The organism is Pectobacterium sp. CHL-2024 (genome assembly GCF_044751765.1).
GTDB classification, from domain to species: Bacteria; Pseudomonadota; Gammaproteobacteria; order Enterobacterales; family Enterobacteriaceae; genus Pectobacterium; species Pectobacterium brasiliense.
The window spans coordinates 46,420-66,419 of record NZ_JBIXKO010000017.1 but is presented as its reverse complement, the minus strand read 5'-3'; the positions used below and the strand labels follow the sequence as shown (position 1 = coordinate 66,419).

21 protein-coding genes are annotated in these 20,000 nt (G+C 49.1%); 11 read left to right on the top strand and 10 right to left on the bottom strand.

From position 1 onward, the window contains the following. Nucleotides 1–155 precede the first annotated feature (155 nt). The gene (locus ACIPUG_RS18610) at nt 156–374 is read left to right on the top strand and encodes a protein SlyX (protein WP_010277499.1); all 219 of its coding nucleotides are present in this window, start codon (nt 156–158) and stop codon (nt 372–374) included. A gap of 114 nt (nt 375–488) precedes the next feature. Here ACIPUG_RS18610 and slyD read toward each other — a convergent pair whose 3' ends face one another. The 4 genes from slyD to kefG all read right to left on the bottom strand — a co-directional run bounded on the left by slyD (nt 489) and on the right by kefG (nt 3,777). Next, complete coding sequence (slyD, locus tag ACIPUG_RS18605; RefSeq protein ID WP_320697131.1) at nt 489–1,073, bottom strand: peptidylprolyl isomerase; 585 nt, start codon at nt 1,071–1,073, stop codon at nt 489–491. 120 nt (nt 1,074–1,193) lie between these two features. Next, a complete protein-coding gene (locus tag ACIPUG_RS18600) occupies nt 1,194–1,388 on the bottom strand; it encodes a YheV family putative zinc ribbon protein (RefSeq protein ID WP_010277506.1) in 195 nt (64 codons plus the stop codon). Between the two features lie 24 nt (nt 1,389–1,412). Beyond that, the gene (gene kefB, locus ACIPUG_RS18595; RefSeq protein WP_400339641.1) at nt 1,413–3,224 is read right to left on the bottom strand and encodes a glutathione-regulated potassium-efflux system protein KefB; all 1,812 of its coding nucleotides are present in this window, start codon (nt 3,222–3,224) and stop codon (nt 1,413–1,415) included. Nucleotide 3,225: 1 nt separating this feature from the next. Further along, on the bottom strand, nt 3,226–3,777 hold the full coding sequence (gene kefG / locus ACIPUG_RS18590) for a glutathione-regulated potassium-efflux system ancillary protein KefG (protein WP_039498072.1): 552 nt from the start codon (nt 3,775–3,777) through the stop codon (nt 3,226–3,228). 125 nt (nt 3,778–3,902) lie between these two features. Between kefG and ACIPUG_RS18585 the strand changes: the two genes are divergently transcribed. From ACIPUG_RS18585 to ACIPUG_RS18575, 3 genes are all read left to right on the top strand, one after another. Continuing rightward, nucleotides 3,903–5,810, top strand: a complete 1,908-nt coding sequence (locus ACIPUG_RS18585) for an ABC transporter ATP-binding protein (protein ID WP_039288708.1) — start codon at nt 3,903–3,905, stop codon at nt 5,808–5,810. 221 nt (nt 5,811–6,031) lie between these two features. Beyond that, on the top strand, nt 6,032–7,216 hold the full coding sequence (locus ACIPUG_RS18580) for a toxic anion resistance protein (protein WP_400339638.1): 1,185 nt from the start codon (nt 6,032–6,034) through the stop codon (nt 7,214–7,216). Between the two features lie 34 nt (nt 7,217–7,250). Next, nucleotides 7,251–8,264 (top strand): 5-bromo-4-chloroindolyl phosphate hydrolysis family protein, encoded by a 1,014-nt coding sequence (locus ACIPUG_RS18575; RefSeq protein WP_080162996.1) that lies wholly within the window; start codon nt 7,251–7,253, stop codon nt 8,262–8,264. A gap of 80 nt (nt 8,265–8,344) precedes the next feature. On the opposite strand, the gene ACIPUG_RS18570 is transcribed toward ACIPUG_RS18575, so the two are convergent. Then, nucleotides 8,345–8,947, bottom strand: a complete 603-nt coding sequence (locus tag ACIPUG_RS18570; RefSeq protein ID WP_039466375.1) for a LysE family translocator — start codon at nt 8,945–8,947, stop codon at nt 8,345–8,347. Nucleotides 8,948–9,053: 106 nt separating this feature from the next. Here ACIPUG_RS18570 and ACIPUG_RS18565 point away from each other — a divergent pair, with 106 nt between their 5' ends. From ACIPUG_RS18565 to ACIPUG_RS18555, 3 genes are all read left to right on the top strand, one after another. Beyond that, nucleotides 9,054–10,094: a hydrolase gene (locus ACIPUG_RS18565; RefSeq protein WP_400339635.1), complete on the top strand. Its 1,041-nt coding sequence runs from the start codon at nt 9,054–9,056 to the stop codon at nt 10,092–10,094. Next, nucleotides 10,091–10,327, top strand: a complete 237-nt coding sequence (locus tag ACIPUG_RS18560) for a YheU family protein (RefSeq protein WP_400339633.1) — start codon at nt 10,091–10,093, stop codon at nt 10,325–10,327. The genes ACIPUG_RS18565 and ACIPUG_RS18560 overlap by 4 nt, the downstream gene beginning before the upstream one ends. A 124-nt stretch (nt 10,328–10,451) precedes the next feature. After that, nucleotides 10,452–11,321, top strand: coding sequence for a phosphoribulokinase (locus ACIPUG_RS18555; protein WP_010297039.1), 870 nt, complete (start codon nt 10,452–10,454; stop codon nt 11,319–11,321). 113 nt (nt 11,322–11,434) lie between these two features. Here ACIPUG_RS18555 and ACIPUG_RS18550 read toward each other — a convergent pair whose 3' ends face one another. After that, nucleotides 11,435–11,842: an OsmC family protein gene (locus tag ACIPUG_RS18550; RefSeq protein ID WP_014916835.1), complete on the bottom strand. Its 408-nt coding sequence runs from the start codon at nt 11,840–11,842 to the stop codon at nt 11,435–11,437. A 375-nt stretch (nt 11,843–12,217) separates the two neighbouring features. Here ACIPUG_RS18550 and crp point away from each other — a divergent pair, with 375 nt between their 5' ends. Beyond that, entirely contained in the window at nt 12,218–12,850 is a 633-nt protein-coding gene (gene crp, locus ACIPUG_RS18545) for a cAMP-activated global transcriptional regulator CRP (RefSeq protein ID WP_004090925.1), read from the top strand. A gap of 227 nt (nt 12,851–13,077) precedes the next feature. Here crp and ACIPUG_RS18540 read toward each other — a convergent pair whose 3' ends face one another. Then, nucleotides 13,078–14,304, bottom strand: coding sequence for an aspartate aminotransferase family protein (locus ACIPUG_RS18540; protein ID WP_039510454.1), 1,227 nt, complete (start codon nt 14,302–14,304; stop codon nt 13,078–13,080). A 119-nt stretch (nt 14,305–14,423) separates the two neighbouring features. Beyond that, nucleotides 14,424–14,999, bottom strand: coding sequence for an aminodeoxychorismate synthase component II (locus tag ACIPUG_RS18535; protein ID WP_014916837.1), 576 nt, complete (start codon nt 14,997–14,999; stop codon nt 14,424–14,426). 600 nt (nt 15,000–15,599) lie between these two features. Here ACIPUG_RS18535 and ACIPUG_RS18530 point away from each other — a divergent pair. The 3 genes from ACIPUG_RS18530 (at nt 15,600) to ACIPUG_RS18520 (ending at nt 17,830) form a co-directional block, all read left to right on the top strand. Further along, on the top strand, nt 15,600–15,959 hold the full coding sequence (locus tag ACIPUG_RS18530) for a type II toxin-antitoxin system RelE/ParE family toxin (RefSeq protein WP_039277280.1): 360 nt from the start codon (nt 15,600–15,602) through the stop codon (nt 15,957–15,959). Then, a complete protein-coding gene (locus ACIPUG_RS18525) occupies nt 15,943–16,266 on the top strand; it encodes a DNA-binding transcriptional regulator (protein ID WP_039277278.1) in 324 nt (107 codons plus the stop codon). Before ACIPUG_RS18530 ends, ACIPUG_RS18525 begins: the two co-directional genes overlap by 17 nt. Nucleotides 16,267–16,546: 280 nt before the next feature. After that, complete coding sequence (locus ACIPUG_RS18520; protein WP_051906107.1) at nt 16,547–17,830, top strand: hypothetical protein; 1,284 nt, start codon at nt 16,547–16,549, stop codon at nt 17,828–17,830. A 268-nt stretch (nt 17,831–18,098) separates the two neighbouring features. On the opposite strand, the gene ACIPUG_RS18515 is transcribed toward ACIPUG_RS18520, so the two are convergent. Together ACIPUG_RS18515 and ACIPUG_RS18510 are read right to left on the bottom strand one after the other, a co-directional pair. After that, nucleotides 18,099–18,470: a tyrosine-type recombinase/integrase gene (locus tag ACIPUG_RS18515; RefSeq protein ID WP_400339660.1), complete on the bottom strand. Its 372-nt coding sequence runs from the start codon at nt 18,468–18,470 to the stop codon at nt 18,099–18,101. Nucleotides 18,471–18,981: 511 nt separating this feature from the next. Then, nucleotides 18,982–19,287, bottom strand: coding sequence for a hypothetical protein (locus tag ACIPUG_RS18510; protein WP_400339629.1), 306 nt, complete (start codon nt 19,285–19,287; stop codon nt 18,982–18,984). Nucleotides 19,288–20,000 lie beyond the last annotated feature (713 nt).

The following is a 20,000-nucleotide window of genomic DNA, read 5'->3' as shown; positions in this document are numbered from 1 at the left end:
AGCTTTTCTGACATCATTTGTGTCGTCCTAAGGCCTTCTGGCAACGATATGCCCCGATCCGGATAGTGCATTGCGCCCTACTGCGACCGTTTTTACTACCAGAAGTTTCCGCTTTCTGACAAACTCGCGGGTAACAAGAAGTAAGGGGAATACCGATGTCACCATCAGCACTTGAAGAACGGCTCGAACAGTTGGAAAGCCGACAGGCTTTTCAGGAATTAACCATAGAAGAACTTAACCAAACGGTTATTCAACACGAGCGGGAAATTAGCCGCCTGCGTGAACATGTCCGTCTACTCACCGATCGGCTGCGCAGCCAGCAAACCTCGCTCGTTGCCCCCCAGTCGGAAGAAACGCCGCCGCCGCATTACTGATTCGCGGCCCGTTATGACGGCGCTCACCACCGTCCAGATATAACAATAAATAAAAAAACCTCAGGTGATCTTCATCAACCTGAGGTTTCTTTTATGCGTATGCGCTACGACTAATTAGTGGCAGCCGCATCCACCGTTGCCGCCGCAGCCGCCTTTACCGTGCTGGTGACCGTGATCGTGGTCGTGATCATGGCCGTGACCGCCACAGCAGCCGTCGCCGTGTTCATGATCGTGTTCGCCGTGAACGTGACCGTGCGCCAGCTCTTCTTCCGTCGCTTCGCGGATAGCAACAACTTCAACGTTGAAGCTCAGGTTTTGGCCTGCCAGCATGTGGTTGCCGTCGACAACAACATGGTCGTCTTCAACTTCGGTGATTTCAACTGGCACTGGACCCTGATCGGTCTCAGCCAGGAAACGCATGCCAACCTGCAGCTCGTCAACGCCCATAAAGACATCTTTCGGTACGCGCTGAACCAGATTCTCATCATAGTTGCCGTAAGCATCGTTGGAACCGATGTTCACATCAAATTTATCGCCCGCTTCACGGCCTTCCAACGCTTTTTCCAGACCAGAAATCAGGGAACCGTGACCATGCAGATAGTCCAACGGCGCGCTCACCGGAGACTCATCAACCAACACACCGTCTTCTGTACGTACCTGATAGGCCAAGCTGACCACCAGATCTTTTGCTACTTTCATGATATCTCCTACCGTTGGAAATCAAACTGGCGCAAATTGTAGCTGAAAAATGTCCCTATGTACCGTCTGGAATCAAAAAACGTCAACGGTTGATGACAATGCCACCACGACACGCGTCCCTCATTCTGGCCGGAAGATCCCGATAATCTCGTTAGCCTGCGGGGCGGATGCTGCCGCAGGTTCCTCTGTCTGGCTCTGGCGATATCCGCACTTCACGCACACAACAACCTCGACGTCATCTTCTCGTCCAACGGCAAGCGTGTCCTGCGCCTGACACGTCGGGCACACCGCCCCTGCAATAAAACGTTTACGCATGATAACTCCCATTCATCTCGACTCTTACTTGTCGTCTTCATCCCACACACTGGGCCGACGTCGCTCGCGCAGCATTTCCCGCTGGAAAATATCCTCCAGCTCACGGCGAGCCTCTTTCACACGAGAGATTTGCGCGACATCCCCCGTCAGTTGCGGCACCAGTTCACGCAGCATACGCATATCCAGACGGCGGAAATGCTGTTGCGCACGCATCGCCTGATGGGGGTGCATGCCCACCGTCACTAGCGTTTTACGCCCTAACTCCAGCGCACTGGAAAAGGTTTCACGCGAGAAATGTTTTACGCCCGTCTGTAACAGCTCATGGGCTTCAACACGCCCACGGGCCCGCGCCAGAATTTCCAGATTTGGAAAGTGTTGCTGACAGAGATGCACAATCTCCATCGTATCTTCCGGCGCATTACAGGTAATCACGATTGAACGCGCTTTATCCGCGCCCGCCGATCGCAGCAGTTCCAGCTCCGTGGCATCGCCATAATAAACCTTATAACCATAGCTACGCATCAGGCTCACGGCGCTGATATCGCGCTCCAGAACGGTAATCCGCATTTTGTTCGCCATTAATAAGCGACCAATCACCTGTCCGAAACGCCCGAAGCCCACCACGATCACCTGCGGTTCATCGTCCTCGACATACGGTTTTTCATCCGGCACATCCTGCACGTTATAGCGACGTACCAGAATGCGGTCGATCAACTGCATCAGCAGCGGCGTCGTCATCATTGATAGCGTCACCGTCACCAGCAACAGCGGCAGTTGCTCACCTTTCAAGACATTGAATGAAGCCGCTGCGGAAAACAGGACGAAAGCGAACTCACCGCCCTGACTCAGCACCCCGGCAAACTGCAAGCGCTCGGAGCGGCGCATACGGTTAATTCGCGCGAGGAAATACAGTACAGCCGCTTTCACTGCCACCAGCACCAGCACCGCAACCATAATCTTCACGATGTGGGTGTAGAGGATCCCGAGATTTAGCGCCATTCCTACAGAGATAAAGAACAGCCCAAGCAGCAAGCCTTTAAACGGCTCAATGGCAATTTCCAATTCATGCCGATATTCGCTTTCCGCCAGCAGAATGCCGGCGATAAAGGTGCCTAACGCCATGGAAAGCCCCAATGCTTCCATAAACAGCGCAGAGCCGAGCACCAGCAACAGCGCAGCGGCGGTGAACACCTCGCGCACGCCGGATGCCGCAATAAAGCGGAACAGCGGGCGCACCAGATAGCGACCGCCGATTAGCATGCCGAGAAACGCGGCAACCTTCAGCCCAATCCGTTCCCAATCACCGAAGTCACCCTGCACGCCAGCCAGAATCGGGATCAGCGCCAGCGCTGGGATAACGGCTAAATCCTGAAACAGCAGAACAGAGAAGCCCAGTTGCCCCGACTCATTGCGGTTCATGCCCTTTTCGCGCATCAGCTGCAGCGCCATAGCCGTTGACGACATCGCCAGCCCCACGCCGCCAATCAGCGCGGACTGCCACGAGAAATCCGTCAGATACAAGGCGCCGCCTAAAATCAGCGTACTCAGTCCGACCTGAGCCGCCCCAACGCCAAAGATCGAGCGGCGCAGCGTCCAGAGCTTGGACGGATTCAGTTCCAGGCCAATGATGAACATCAGGAAAACGACACCCAGCTCCGAGAAATGCAGGATGGCTTCCACATCACGGATAAAGCCAAGCCCCCAAGGGCCAATGGCGATCCCTGCGATCAAATAGCCCAGTACGGCACCAATGCCTAATCGGGCAGCAATCGGTACAGCTACGACCGCCACAAACAAAAATAAGACTCCGGCGGTCAGTAGCGCGGAACTCTCCATATTAGCGTTCCTCTTCAGGTAAAGGGGAGGATAGCCATTCACCGTAAGCTTTGGCTTGACTCAACAACACATCAGGCTGTAACCGACGCGCCCAGTAAATAATCATGGGATGCATCCAGTGCATACGGCACATTGCTGCCGTCAGCTCAAACGGACGTAGCAAATCGTCCATCGGGTAGCGATTGCTCCCGTCAGGATGGTAGGCATCTTCCGGTTCACCGGTCGTAATCACCGAACGCCAGTATTTCCCCGCCAGCGCATTCCCGCCGATCCCATTGGCAAAACCACGGGATAGCACCCTATCGAGCCACTCTTTCAGCAAAGCCGGGCAGCTATAGGTATAAAACGGATGTTGGAAAACAATGACCTGATGCTCACGCAACAGCTGTTGCTCATGATGAATATCGATAAAAAAGTCAGGATAGTGTGCGTAAAGATCGTGCACAGTTACATTCGCCAACTGCTGAGCCGGTTGCAATAAGATCCGGTTCGCTACCGAGTCCTGTGGTTCCGGATGGGCATACAGCAGCAAAATCTTCGGTGGCTGCGACATCATTCCCCTCCAAAGCGTCGTCATAATAATCGTTTTCCGTTACCATGCAGCGCAACGACTAAAAACAGGGCACCGCGTGTCCTGATATGTCCATAATTTAACATACTCTGAACATACGGCGCTTTATGATTGTTTTCTCTTCGCTGCAAATTCGACGTGGTGTGCGCGTTCTGATCGACAACGCGACAGCAACGGTTAACCCCGGCCAGAAAGTCGGTCTGGTTGGCAAAAACGGCTGTGGTAAATCTACGCTGCTGTCATTACTGAAAGGTGAAATCAGTGCCGACGGTGGCAGTGCGACCTTCCCGCAAAACTGGTCACTGGCCTGGGTCAATCAGGAAACGCCCGCGTTGGACAAACCCGCGCTGGATTACGTGATTGACGGCGACCGTGAGTTTCGCCAGTTGGAAGCCGCGTTGCAGACCGCCAACGAAGAGAACGACGGCAACGCCATCGCTACGCTGCACGGCAAGCTGGATGCGATTCAGGCTTGGACGATTCAGGCCAGAGCATCAAGCCTGCTCAATGGGCTAGGATTTTCTCAGTCACAGTTACAGCAGCCCGTCAGCGCATTTTCCGGCGGCTGGCGGATGCGTCTGAATCTGGCACAGGCGCTGATCTGTCGTTCAGATCTGCTGCTGCTGGATGAACCAACCAACCACCTCGATCTGGATGCGGTCATCTGGCTGGAAAAGTGGCTGAAAAACTACACGGGCACACTGGTCCTGATCTCGCACGACCGCGATTTCCTCGATCCAGTGGTAACCAAGATCCTGCACATCGAGCAGCAGTCGCTCTATGAGTACACCGGTAACTACTCCTCGTTTGAACGCCAGCGCGCCACCCGTCTTGCACAGCAGCAGTCGCTCTATGAGCATCAGCAGGAGCGCGTCGCACATCTGCAACACTATATTGACCGCTTCCGTGCGAAAGCGACCAAAGCCAAGCAGGCGCAAAGCCGGATAAAAATGCTGGAACGCATGGAGCTGATTGCGCCAGCGCATGTCGATAACCCTTTCCGCTTCAGTTTTCGCGCCCCGGAGTCGTTGCCCAATCCACTCATGAAGATGGAAAAGGTCAGCGCAGGCTACAACGACAAACTGATTCTGGAATCCATCAAACTCAATTTAGTACCGGGTTCCCGCATCGGGCTGCTCGGCCATAACGGCGCAGGTAAATCCACGCTGATCAAACTGCTTGCTGGCACGCTCGCCCCGCTGAAAGGGGAAATTGGGTTGGCGAAAGGCGTGAAGCTCGGTTATTTCGCCCAGCACCAGTTAGAGTTCCTGCGTGCGGACGAATCGCCCTTGCAGCATCTGGTGCGTCTGGCAGAGCGGGAAACGGAACAGCAACTGCGCGACTACCTAGGCGGCTTCGGTTTTCAGGGCGATAAAGTTACCGAGATCACCGAGCGCTTCTCCGGCGGTGAAAAAGCCCGTCTGGTGCTGGCACTGATCGTCTGGCAGCGTCCCAACCTCCTGCTGCTCGACGAACCGACCAACCACCTCGATCTGGATATGCGTCAGGCGTTGACCGAAGCGTTAATCGATTTTGAAGGCGCGTTGGTTGTCGTCTCGCACGATAGACACCTGATCCGTTCTACTACGGACGATCTCTATCTGGTGCACGACCAGAAAGTAGAACCGTTCGACGGCGATTTGGAAGACTACCAGCAGTGGCTGGTCGGCCTGCAACGTCAGGAAAATGCGGCTGATGAAACACCAAAAGAAAATGCCGCCAACAGCGCGCAGGGCAGAAAAGATCAGAAACGCCGCGAAGCTGAATTGAGAACGCAAACGCAGCCGCTGCGCAAACAGATAACCAAGCTTGAACAGCAGATGGAAAAGCTGGGGGAAACGCTCGCAGCGCTTGAAGCTCGACTGGCGGACAGTGCCATCTACGACATCAGCCGCAAGGCCGAACTCACCGATTGCCTGCAACAGCAAACCAAAGTCAAAATCGAGCTGGAAGAAACGGAGCTGTCCTGGCTGGATGCGCAGGAACAGCTAGAGCAGATGATGCAGAGCGAGTAAATTGCATTTACCTACCCGAGCGGGTGCCCCCCGCTCACTCTTCCATTCCTTTCTCTATCACGACATTATCTTAAGAAGTGATGATAATGCGCATTGAGCGCAATATTTCCCCAAGGTAATATTTAGCAATTAATCTACTGATTTCTACACACTAACCTATTCACCGATATTGAAGGCCGCAAGGCATAAAACGGCCGCACAATAAGGCAAGGACAACATTTATGATGGAAAATACGCCGTCTGTTTCTACTGATTCCCTTTCTGCTACGCTCACCGCTTCTGGCAACAACGCCGTCCCCCTGACAGCAAGCGATGCGTTATCTGAGCTAAACCTGTCGCAGCTTAGCGAGCAGGAAAAAAACGAAGTATCAGTACTGGTCAATAAAATTGATATTACTGACCCGATGCTGTCTATCTCTTACGCCGCAAACACCATGGGTAATATTTCGCGTTTTTCAGAATCTTTAATGCAGGAAGTCAGAGCAAAAGATGCGGGCGTGATTGGTGAACAGCTGACAGATCTGCTGATGAAGGTAAAGTCGGTCGACCTCACCGTGTTTGACACTAAGCAAAGCTTCCTCGCCTCCTTCCCATTGATAGGAAAACTGTTCAGCACCATCCAGCGTACGCTGCTGGAATATCAAACGCTGGCACAGCAGGTTGATACCGTTTCTAAAAAACTCGAAAGCGCCATGATGGAGCTCTTGCGCAATATCTCCACGCTGGAACAGCTCTTCATACGCAACCGCGAGTATTTTCAACAAATCACGCTGCATATCATTGCCGGTAAACAGAAATTGGCAGCCATTCAGTCTGGCGATCTGACCGCCGCACAGGAAAAAGCACAGCGCACCAACGACCCGATGGATATGCAGTACGTGCGTGATTTAGTGAGCAACATACAGCGCTTTGAAAGACGACTGCACGACCTGATGATGTCCCGCACCATCGCGATCCAGACCGCGCCGCAAATTCGCTTGATGCAAAGTAATAGCCAGTCGCTCGCCGAGAAAATTCAGAGCAGCATTCTCTCCACAATCCCGTTGTGGAAGAGCCAGATCGTGATGGCGATAACGCTGCATTCACAGCGCAAATCGGCAAAACTGCAAAAAGACGTCTCTGATACTACCAATGCCATGCTGAGAAGAAATGCAGAAATGCTCCAGCTCGGCACTGTTGAAACCGCGCGGGAAGTCGAACGCTCGATTGTGGATATCGAAACCTTGCGCGAGGTGCAAAGCCGCCTCCTGAACACCATCGAAGAAACCGTCACGATTGCCAATGACGCCAGAACCCGTCGGGCTGATGTAGAAAAAGAACTAGGCACGATGGAAACGGAGCTAAGAACGCGTCTGGCCGAGATTGCAGCGAACCAACAACACGCGATGCAGCAACGTTCTGCATAAATAATTTCGTTTTGATAAGTGGTCTTTATTGAATATGCAAAACGCATCTTCCCCTCCAGATGAGGGATGGCAAAAGAAACTGGGTCGTTTGTGCCTGACGCTGCTTAAGCTCTGGGGCTTAGGCTGCATCTGGCTGATAACCAGTGCACTCATTATTGAGGTTCTGCTAAAAAATCTATATCCCGACCTCATGGCAAACGAAGAAGTGTATAACAGCGCCGTCATCGTGACCTGCTTCAGCTTAATTCTACTGTGGTACGCCTTTACCCGGTACCAGGTTGATATGCTTTGGCCACTTGTGGCTGGCGTGATTTGGTTCATTGCGCATGATGGAATATTCGTTTTAGGGTGGGTTGCGGCAGCGTGGTGGATAATCAAAGTATGCTCCGAGATCTCTCATCCTCGTCTTGGCACAGCTATTCAGTTTCTTTTAGTTTTCATCATCATCATGAGCTACACCGATGTACATCAGTTTGGTGAACACCCGTTCTATAATACGGCCTTCGCCACGTGTATTGTTCTAGGTGCAATGAGCCATTACCAAGGGAAAACGGCTTTCAAAACAAGGAAAGACCAACCCAAAACTCCCATTCCGGCACCAGCCCCTATGTCGCCTCAACCTTCACCAGTCGTTATTACACCGCCTGTTCAGGAAGCCGTTACTTTTGAGAGCCGTATCGCACGGTTGCAAAACTTACAGAAGCTCCCCACCGAGCTTCTCGACGAGCTGAAAATTATCGTTGAGTACGCACAGCTTATTGTCACGTGTATGAAGGAAGATCCCAAGGATGTGGAGCCGGGTACGGCGTTTCTTAATCGTTATCTTCCTGCCGTAGAGAAAATGGCTGGTGAGTTTGTCAGGCTCTCCACCCAATTGGAAAAACACGGCAAATCAGATGATTTTCTACTGAAAAATGTTACTGCCCTGAAAGCGCTGGGTTCCGCCTTTCAACAACAACACGCACGGCTGCTGGAGAACGATACGTTGGATTTTGATACCGAACTTAACCTGGTTAATAACCTCTTAAAAACAGACGGCTACAAGTAACTTCCTCCGATAATATTCTGCTAACCGTGTAGTTCCTAAGTCGCGAGCGAAACATCGCTCGCGACGGTATCGCACCAGCATCAGTGCCAAATCAATAGCACGCAGGCGGCGGTCAGCAGACCCATTGACACATTAAAGATAATCCACGCTTTCTTACTGCGCAGCAGTCGCCCAATCATCGTGCCAAACCCAAGCCAGATAACACCGGACACCAGATTGACCAGCACAATCCCTATGCTTATCGCGATCACAGACTGGTTATAGCCTTCACCCGCCAGACTAAAGCTGGCCACCGCGCCCAGCGCCATGAGCCACGCTTTCGGGTTCAGGAATTGCAGCAACCACCCTTGATAAAGCCGGATCGGCTGGGGCGGTGCAACGGACGTTTCCAGCCGTTCGTAAGCCGCCGTGGCGATTTTCCACGCCAGCCAGAGCAGATAGGCACTGCCGAGAACTTTCAGAATAAAGTGCAGCGAAGGGTAAATCAGAATCAAACCACCGACACCGAACGCCACCAGCAGCAAAATGCTCTGCATGCCCAGCATGATGCCAATCATCAGCCACAGTGAACGCATAAAGCCAAAATTCGCGCCCGAGGTGGTCAACAGCATATTATTCGGCCCTGGTGTGATGGCCGCTACCCACAAAAACCCCAACATCGAAAGAAATAAACTCAGTTCCATTATTTGTGGGCGCTCCTGACCCAAATGTCGTACCAACTGGCAGCATTGAAGCTAACAGTGTGATATTGATCGTACAAGAGCCGACAACAAGATTTCTATATCCTTTATGTATGACCATTTTCGTCCGCTGAGCGGCGCGCATAATCCACATCTGCAAACGCTATTGCCGCGCCTGATCCGCCGTCATGCGCAATTCTCGCCAGTCTGGCAGCCACTTGAATTGCCGGACGGCGATTTCGTCGATCTGGCCTGGAGCGAAGCCCCTGAACAGGCACTGCACAAACCGCGCGTGGTGCTGTTCCACGGGCTAGAGGGCAACTTTCATAGCCCCTACGCTCACGGCCTGCTACATGCCTGTAAGCAGCGCGGCTGGCTGGCCGTCATCATGCATTTTCGTGGATGCAGCGGGAAACCCAACCGGATGAAGCGCATTTATCATTCCGGCGAAACCAGCGATGCCAGCTATTTCCTGCGCTGGATGCAGGAGACGCTGGGCGATGCACCTACCGCCGCCATCGGCGTATCCCTCGGCGGTAACATGCTGGCCTACCTGCTCGCGCAGCAAGGCGAAGCCTGTTCACTGTCCGCGGCCGTCATTGTTTCCGCACCATTGATGCTCGAACCCTGTAGCCGTCGGATGGAACAAGGTTTCTCCCGTGTCTACCAGCACTATCTGCTGCGCCTGTTGAAACAAAACGCTGGCCGCAAGCTGGCGGCTTACCCAGATACGCTGCCAATTCAGTTGCCGCAGCTGAAGCGAATTCGCCAGCTACGCGAGTTTGATGACGTCATTACCTCACGTATCCACGGCTTCCGCGATGCAGCAGACTACTATCGACGCTGTAGCGCTCTGCCGCTGTTGCCTCAGATACGTAAACCGCTGCTCATCATCCATGCGAAGGACGATCCTTTCATGACTTCAGAGGTGATTCCCGATCTGTCGCAGTTACCGTCTAATATTGAGTATCAGCTAACGAAACATGGCGGGCATGTCGGCTTCGTCGGCGGAACGTTGCTGAAACCGGAAATGTGGCTGGAACAGCGCATTCCCAACTGGCTTAGCCCATTTTTGGACCAGGCCAGCGACTCTTTTCCTTCAGGAACCGTTTTTACTCAGGAACCCTTTGAATCAGGAAACATAGCGTGATTATTCCCTGGCAACAGCTCGATCCAGAAACGCTGGATAACATCATCGAATCTTTCGTTCTGCGGGAAGGCACCGATTATGGCGAACAGGAGCGTTCACTGGCGCAGAAAGTGGAAGATATCCGCGGCCAATTCCAGTCTGGCGAGGTGGTGTTGGTGTGGTCTGAGTTGCATGAAACTCTCAATATCATGCCGCGTAACCAGCTCAATTCCGGAGGTCATGCCCCCTATTGAGCATGCCGAAAGTCGTGAAAGAACGCGTCAAACATGCTAACAATGATGACAATTACGTCTTTTTTGAGGATGCGCGCAGGCCTTCGGTCTACGCGGGCATCGCGATCACGGAGTCACGCACCTTATGTCACATCAGCATCCGATTATTGCGGTTACCGGCTCCAGCGGAGCGGGAACCACAACAACCAGTCTGGCCTTCCGTAAGATTTTCCAGCAGTTTGATCTGCGCGCAGCCCAGTTAGAAGGTGATAGCTTTCACCGCTATACCCGCCCGGAAATGGATATGGCGATTCGTAAAGCGCGTGATTCAGGACGCCACATTAGCTATTTCGGCCCGGAAGCGAATGATTTCAGCCTGCTGGAACAGTCGTTTATCGAATATGGCCTGCACGGGCGCGGCCAGACGCGTAAATACCTTCATACCTACGATGAAGCAATTCCCTATAATCAGGTTCCCGGAACGTTCACGCCGTGGGAGCCAATGCCAGAACCCACCGACATCCTGTTCTATGAAGGGCTCCACGGCGGCGTGGTCACAGAGCAAAATGATGTGGCACAGCATGTGGATTTACTCGTCGGCGTGGTGCCGATCGTCAACCTGGAATGGATTCAAAAGCTGATTCGTGACGTTAATGAGCGCGGCCACTCGCGTGAAGCGGTGATGGATTCCGTCGTCCGCTCAATGGAAGATTACATCACCTATATCACGCCACAGTTCTCTCGCACACACATCAACTTCCAGCGAGTGCCTACCGTAGACACCTCCAATCCGTTCGCCGCCAAATCGATTCCATCACTGGACGAAAGCTTCGTCGTGATTCATTTTCAGGGATTGGACAATATTGATTATCCCTATCTGCTCGCCATGTTGCAGGGTTCCTTTATCTCCCACATCAACACGCTGGTCGTTCCCGGCGGGAAGATGGGATTGGCGATGGAATTAATCATGGCGCCGCTGGTACAGCGGTTAATTGAAGGGAAAACCATCGAATAAGCATCGAGATACACGGGGCGACCACAGGGGTGAGGCCTCCCTACGAGAACCTCCCCCTGTGTTTCCCCTAATAACAGGCTTAAGTGACCAGAATGAGTGCCCAGAGAAAGGGATTATTCCAGCACTCTAATTTCGTGGCTGTGCGTTACCTCAACGGCTTTACCCAGCATCAGTGCCACAGAGCAGTATTTTTCCGCCGACAGTGCGACAGCTCGCTCGACAACTTTGTCGGTCAACCCTTTTCCCGTCACGATAAAATGCAGATTGATGTGGGTAAATAAACGCGGCGCGTCAGACCGACGTTCTGACGTTAATTTCACTTCACAATCCGCCACATCGTTGCGGCCTTTTTGCAGAATCGATACCACATCAATCGCACTGCATCCCCCTACAGACATCAACACCATTTCCATCGGACTGGGCGCTTTATCACCGGAATTGCCGTCCATCAATATCTGATGCCCTGATGCGGATTCGCCCAAAAACGTTAAGCCTTCAACCCATTTTACCCGTGCCTGCATGGTGCCTCTCCACTAAAAATTTTTTGAAAATTTATACCGTTACTGTACAAAAACCAGCGTTAACCAGCGCTTTGTCATGCTGAAGCGAGACAACACAAGACACGTCCTTAAAGCTGTGTTAAAACGAAAACAGAATAGACCTTTTCTGGACAAACCCAGAAACGAAGAAGATGATGACCTGGCCAGACATACCCCAGCCACGTTTACGGTGCGGCAAGGCAGCAACCGGAAAATAAAGGGTACAGTGGTTTCAGTATATTCCCTGACGTCATTCTGCCTAGACTGAATTTTATTTTTTTAGCAGTTAAACACGCCGTACAGGGAACTCTGACCCCTGTAATTTGCGCAGTGAATTACAACAGAGGATGATAGCGAATGGTTCTCGGCAAACCGCAAACAGATCCAACTCTCGAATGGTTCCTTTCCCATTGTCATATTCACAAGTATCCATCGAAGAGCACGCTGATTCACCAAGGTGAAAAAGCAGAAACGCTTTACTACATCGTGAAAGGCTCTGTCGCAGTGCTAATCAAAGATGAAGAAGGCAAGGAAATGATTCTTTCCTACCTCAATCAGGGCGATTTTATCGGCGAGCTCGGCCTGTTTGAAGAAGGTCAGGAGCGCAGCGCCTGGGTGCGGGCAAAAACTGCCTGTGAAGTGGCTGAAATTTCCTATAAAAAATTCCGCCAACTCATCCAGGTTAACCCGGATATCCTCATGCGTCTGTCTGCGCAAATGGCAAGCAGACTTCAGGTTACCTCTGAGAAAGTCGGCAACCTCGCCTTCCTTGATGTGACCGGCCGTATTGCCCAAACCCTACTCAACCTGGCCAAACAACCTGATGCCATGACGCATCCAGATGGCATGCAAATAAAAATTACCCGTCAGGAAATTGGGCAAATCGTTGGCTGCTCGCGTGAAACCGTGGGCCGCATTCTGAAAATGTTAGAAGACCAGAACCTGATCTCTGCACATGGTAAAACGATTGTCGTTTACGGCACTCGCTAAGCCCCTGTCGCTGTACCCTACCAATAAACAAGCGTGAAGCCTCGGCCTCACGCTTTTTTTTTATGGCGAGCTTCCTGCTCACCACCCTACGGGTCGTTGCTAACGCAACGCTGAAAAACGTTCCCTACGTTTTTTTATGGCGTGCCATCCCTGGCCGCCACCCTTACGGGCCGTTGCTGACGCAACGTTGAAAAACGTTCCCTACGTTTTTTTATGGCGTAACGTAATCAGTTTGCTGCGTTAACGACCTGCGCGACGGCTTTGGCGAATTTCGCCATCCCCTGCACAATATCGTCTTCATCAATGATCAAAGACGGTACAAAGCGGATCACATTCGGCCCAGCCATCAGCACCATAAGACCCTGAGACGTTGCCGCCGCCAGAAACTCGCCCGCACGACCATGCCATTGCGGTTTCAGTTCTGCACCCAGCAGCAAACCCATACCGCGAACCTGTTCGAATACACCGAACTGCTGATTGATTTTCTCAAGCTCACTGACAAAGCGATCGTGGCGATCCGCCACGCCTGACAGCACTTCTGGCGTATTGATAATATCCAGCGCGGCTTCCGCCACCGCACAGGCCAGCGGGTTGCCGCCATAGGTGGTGCCGTGTACCCCAACCGTCATGGCCGATGCGATCTCTTCCGTCGTCAGCATTGCACTAATTGGGAAACCACCGCCCAGTGCTTTAGCTGTTGTGAGAATATCCGGCGTAATGCCGTAGTGCATGTAGCTGAATAGTTTGCCAGTACGCCCCATTCCGCTCTGCACTTCATCAAACACCAGCAGCGCCTTGTGCTGATCGCACAGATCGCGAACGCCTTGTAAAAATTCAGGCGTAGCAGGCGTAATCCCCCCTTCACCCTGAACCGGTTCCAGCACGACTGCACAGGTGTGATCGTCCATCACCGCTTTAACAGCAGCCAGATCGTTGAAGGGTACATGAACAATATCGGCAGGCTTAGGCCCGAAGCCATCGGCATATTTAGGCTGTCCGCCGACTGAGACGGTGAACAGCGTACGACCATGGAATGCATTGTAGAAGGAGATGATCTTGGTTTTATACGGACTATGGCGTTTAACCGCATAGTGACGCGCCAGCTTAAAGGCAGCTTCGTTAGCCTCGGCACCGGAGTTAACAAAGAACACACGGTCGGCAAAAGTCGCATCAATCAATTTGCTGGCGAGGCGTAGCGCAGGCTCATTAGTGAAAATATTGCTGGTATGCCACAGCTTTTCACCCTGCTGCTGCAACGCGTTCACCAATGCAGGATGACAGTGACCCAGCGCCGTAACCGCAATACCGCCGGAGAAATCGATATACTCGCGGCCGTCCTGATCCCAGACGCGGCTCCCCTTACCTTTCACGGGTACAAACTTCGCGGGTGCATAAACTGGCAAAATCACTTTATCGTGAGTATCCCGTGTCACTGCTTTCTGCTCTGCTGCCATTTGCTGCCTCACTCTGCTGTCCATCATATCGGAATGAAAATATAGTCACTAAATATGCATAAAAAATCAATTTCAGGCAATATTAAATCGGCTACTGAGGAGAATAACTTTCTATATCACTAAATTTTAAGGAAATTATCCAAAAGCTGATGCCCTTGCTGGCTAAGAATGCTCTCTGGGTGAAACTGCACCCCTTCCAGCGGCAATGCGCGATGGCGAATCCCCATAATCTCATCACGCTTTCCTTCATGTTCGCTCCAGGCCGTAACTTCAAAGCAATCGGGTAGCGAGGCGGAATCAATAATGAGTGAATGATAACGGGTGACCGTCAACGGCTGCGCCAACCCCGTGAAAACCCCCGTATCGCTATGCGCAATCGCTGAGGTTTTCCCGTGCATGACCTGCCGTGCCCGCACCACGCGCGCGCCGAACGCCTGTCCCATCGCCTGATGACCAAGACACACGCCCAAAATAGGCAATTTATCGGCAAAGTGACGGATTGCAGCCAGTGAAATGCCCGCCTCGTCCGGCGTACAAGGGCCCGGTGAAATAACCAACCGCTCAGGCGCAAGCTGTTCAATCTCACGCAGCGTCAGTTCATCATTACGCTTCACCACAACCTGTGCACCAAGCTCACAAAAGTATTGGTAAAGGTTGTAGGTAAAGGAGTCGTAGTTATCGATAATTAGCAGCATATTTTACTTAAGTTATTTATAAATAATGAATTTATAATTTAAACACCCTTTTGATGCCCGCTGTAATACCCGCAATTTTCTTCAATACCTTCTTATTGGGCTAAAACGGAAAAACCATTGTACCCGTCTCCGGCATGAAAGGGGTGTGTCAGATGCATGACACAGCAGTTGAGGTGCATGTCTCAGGGGATAATGGGGTCTTCGGCTGCGGTATGGAAGCCGCTCTCTGACTGGGTATAGTAAGCCCACGGCAATGTTGGGCTTGAAGTAAAGTAGTCAAAACGACCTTCATCACCACGCTCGCAACGACGTTCAAACTACCCGGTGATATCTGCTTTCAAAGGCTGGCTGATTTACTACACGCAACTGAGCGTATTTTTCCTTGTAGGCTACGGAAGTGTTTGTGGTCGCCCGAAGGCGTTTCTCACAGGTCACTCGTATCATCCCGATACTGGAAACATTGGTGGCTGTCATCGACAGCAGGGTTTTACGGTCAAAAATACGACAAATTTTTTGCAGATTCCAAGCACTTTGACTCTGCATAAAAAGCGAGTAATATAGCACCAAGTGCTATAGTTAAGGTTACAGGATGTCGGCCTGATGCGTGTATTCAAAACCAAATGGTTCACTAAAGCGGCTAAATCCCACGCCATCAAGGATAGCGAGTTATATGAAGCTATTGAGGCGGTAATGCAAGGGAAAGCCGACGATCTCGGCGGCGGCGTTTATAAGAAGCGGCTGAACCAGAATCGCGATCGCGCCATCATACTGGCGAAAGGTGGACAGCACTGGTTTTACACGTTCCTGTATGCCAAGCAGGATATGGCGAACATTGATAATCGCGAACTGGCCGGATTCCGCGAGTTGGCGAAGCACTACGCAACCCTTGCCGATGAAAAGATTACGGCACTGATTAAGAGTAAAGAACTGGTGGAGATTTGCCATGACCGCAAAAAGTAAATTCAAGAGTCCTGCATTTGAGGCTATCCACAGCGCGGCTTCTGGATTATTCAGTGTCGACGCTATTCCACAGGAAACCATGCGCAACTTTGACAAAGCGTGCCTCAACAATGTGGACGATCTTCAACCTCTTGAGATTAAGGCGCTACGTGAGAAACTGAACGTCAGCCAGCCAGTTTTCGCCCGCTACCTGAACACCAGTGTTTCAACGGTACAAAAGTGGGAAAGCGGCGTAAAACGTCCCAGCGGGTTATCGCTGAAACTGCTTACCGTGGTGCAGAAGCATGGGTTAAAGGTGTTGGTTTGATTTATTGGGCTGGGTGTTTTGGGAGATAGATTGACGGTTTGCTATGTACTGTGAGTTCAACGGGTCGATGCACGCTATCCTTAATCGAAGGGGGACGTTGCCATGAAACGAAGAACGCGTATTAACTACACGCCGGAACAGAAAGCGATTATCTGGGACAGATACATCCAAGATACTTCTTCATCACATTTGTGAAAAAATGACAACTGAAGTCTATGAGGTGATTTTTTAATACTATACCAACGATTTTAGTCGCTTAACTTAAAGGAATAAATATTTTATGTTTGAAAGTAATATAGGAATCGAAGATAAGATAGAGCTTATAGAGTCAAGTTCTACAAAGATTTATTTTAAAGAAGTATATAGCAGTTATTTAAATGGTAATTATCGAGCAGCTGTAGTTTCTTTATGGTCTGTTTTGGTTTGTGATGCCGTATACAAAGCCCGCCGTTTAGTTGATCTGACTAATGATCATTGGGCTGAGCAGCAAATTAACTCCATTGAAGCCTCTCAGCGCCAAAACAGTACTAAATCCGACTGGGAATTAAAATTGTTTGAAGGGTTTTATGACCAAAAGAAATTCATTGGGATTGGCGAAATAACCAACATTAGAGATATACAGCAGAAAAGGCATCTATGTGCCCATCCTATTCTTTCTGAGGATGATGTGCTTTACACTCCAAATAAATATCTAGTAAAAAGCATGATTATAAATGCACTTGATGATTTTTTATTACGGAAGAATTATTATGGGAAAGATTTATTCCCAATAATACGAGATACTCTAGTAGAGAACAGTGAATATTATGCCACTGTAAAAAATATAAAACCTCTAATATCTAAATACTGCAAAAGAGTAACTCCATTGGCACTTTATCAGATATTCAAAGAGTTTTGGAAGTTTAGCTTTAGATTTGAAGATGATGAATCTTCAAAGCATAGAAGAATTCTCCACTTTGCATGTATGTATCTATATGACGAGGTAAAAAGGAGCGCTGAATTAACAGAGAAAATTAAAGGTGATGTAGACTACTTTGAAAAAATATCATTCAAATACGATGCGTTAACGCATTTATTTTCATTTTTCTGTAAGCATCCTGATTTCTACAAAAAGCTTTCCCCTGAACTTCAGGCGCGCTTAAAAGAATATCTCTCGCGAGATGATAATGATGATATAGAGTATGTTTATAAAATCGCAACAATGTTTTTATTTGATAATGCCGGGGGATATTTTGAATACATCCGTAACAGCATTGAAGAATATGAAATAAATAAAATCACGCTTTCACAGATAAAATATATAATTGAAGCTTATCATGATCATCAGTGTGAAAAAGAAATCTATGATATTGCAATATTGTATGCTTCAAAATCCACAAGCTTCGATGATGCTGATAACAGATTTAATCTGATTTTCGAAAACGAAATATTTGATAAATTATCTGTTAATCAACTAGAACAATTAATATCATCTTTTGAATTGAATGATCAAATAGGCTACAGAAGACGAAGCAATGCTGATATGAAAAAGCTAACAACTAGACTTGAGAAAATAAAGGGATAACATTAATCCTCTGCTAAGTCCGTTAGTATGTGAGTTTCCCTGTATATTTTTCACTTAGAGCCTGTAAGAGATTAACAGGCTTTTTATTAATGGTATTAATAGTAAAATAGACTAATATTGTCATCGTTCATTGATTGAATAGTTCGGAAACCTTAAACTATTTATTATATAAAATATCGCCCAAGTCCGCTCCGTGCGAAGCGGACGTGGCGTATAGTGCTTCTAGAAAAGCTCTCATGTCGTGGGCAGTTTTTGTCGCCCAATGAAATTATTTACAATGCAAATTACCGACAAAGTCCGCCCACACCTGCATCATCTTCCGTCGCTCATCCAGATACTCCGCACGGTTGTAACTTGCCCGTACCTTGTTACGTTCAGTATGAGCAAGCTGGCGCTCAATCACATCCGGGCGGTAGCCCATTTCATTTAAAGTAGTTGATGCAGTAGCACGAAAGCCGTGCGCGGAAAAACCTATGCTGCCCTTGCCATTAAACCCCATACGCTCAAGCGCACGGTTAAGAGTGGTCGCAATCATACAATCCTGTGGGTTCCGATAATTTGGAAACAGCCAGCCGCGTCCGCCAGTGTATGTCTGTAGTTCTCGTAGCAGCACTATCGCCTGCGTTGATAACGGAACGATATGCTCTCACGCATCTTCATTCTTCCGGCAGGGATTCGCCACCCGGATCCATCCAGATCAAATTCACGCCATTCTGCTTTGCGAAGCTCAACGGTTCTGACAAACGTCAGTAACATCAATTCTAAGGCAATCACCGTGGTTCGATAGCCACCATAGCGATTCAGTGCCTGCATAAAATCCGCAATTTCGGTACGCGACAAGGTTTATGATGTTCAACTTTAGGCTGGCGTAACGAAATATCGCAAATGACCATTGCCTGACCAGCAAAGCAACCGTCCCCGCCCTTCAATATGTTAGAAGGATGACACGACATGACGTTAGCTGCATCCAGAGGCGAGTGGATGATAGGAGACAGAGATTCCGAATGAAATTGGAGAACAGTGCGGAATCTCTGGTTTGGTTCGATATTGATTAAGCGACAAGCATGATCGTTAAACGTCATCCAGGATAAAGGCTAACGATGACTTAAACCCTATAATTCACTTCATTTCCCATTAGAAAAACCTAACCGTTATGCCTCATTCACATCCTTATTCACGTAAACCGTGAAGCCGTCTGGTTTTAAATCGGGATGATCAATCGAAATATCGTTTATCACTTTACCCGTTAGCGTATAAATTAAGTGCCCGGCAACATGCTGGCATTTTTCATACTCTTCCTGAGGTAATTCCGTTTTCAGCACCGCTAATTCTGCTTTGATTTGTTCGATAAGAATGATTGATTTATCAATTAAACTTGCTGCGATTTTTTTATCTGAAATGAACATATTACGATCCTGGTGATGTGTTTGAAAATGGCTTCCCTGTATTTCAATCACGCTACCCCTCACACATTTAACAGTCAAGAAAAACCAATCTTGTCAACAAAAAATATGTGGCGAAAATATTTATGCAGATAAACGGTTGCAACACATGGCCAACTTCCCTCTTTTTAGTTTTTTTTAGCGCTCCACAACAGTGAGCGGCAATCTTCAACGGCACAACGTCTCTGCAAACAGAGGAAAATCGGGGCTATGCGTTTACACGATGTCAGAACATAAAGTTAGCACGATAATAATTATATAGATCATAAATCATTTATTTCCGTAATAATCATCTTTATTAATAGGCCTTATTTATTAGATTCATTACAGTAAACGATTACCCTGAAATCATTTTTAACAAAAAAAATAACCACAAAATCCCATGGATTAATTAATTTTTTGAAAAAGGAAGAGGGTAGTCAGGTAAAAAAACCTTCCCATTGATATTTATTTTTAATTTTTGATGACGATCACAATTGCTAAGAAAGCGAATAAACCACGCATGTTAGATGGATAAAAAATAAAGAATCCAGATTGAAAAAACACATATTAAAAAACATAACTCAATGAATTCAAATGATTTAAATGGAAATTAGTTTCTATTTAAAAGTAATAAACACAAATCCTCTCAGCTGTCCTCTGTTATTTAATTAATATATTTAACGCCCCATCTTGTATTGTTTATTTTTTCTGTTAACACTTAGCTCGGCTTTATAGACAAACCTTAG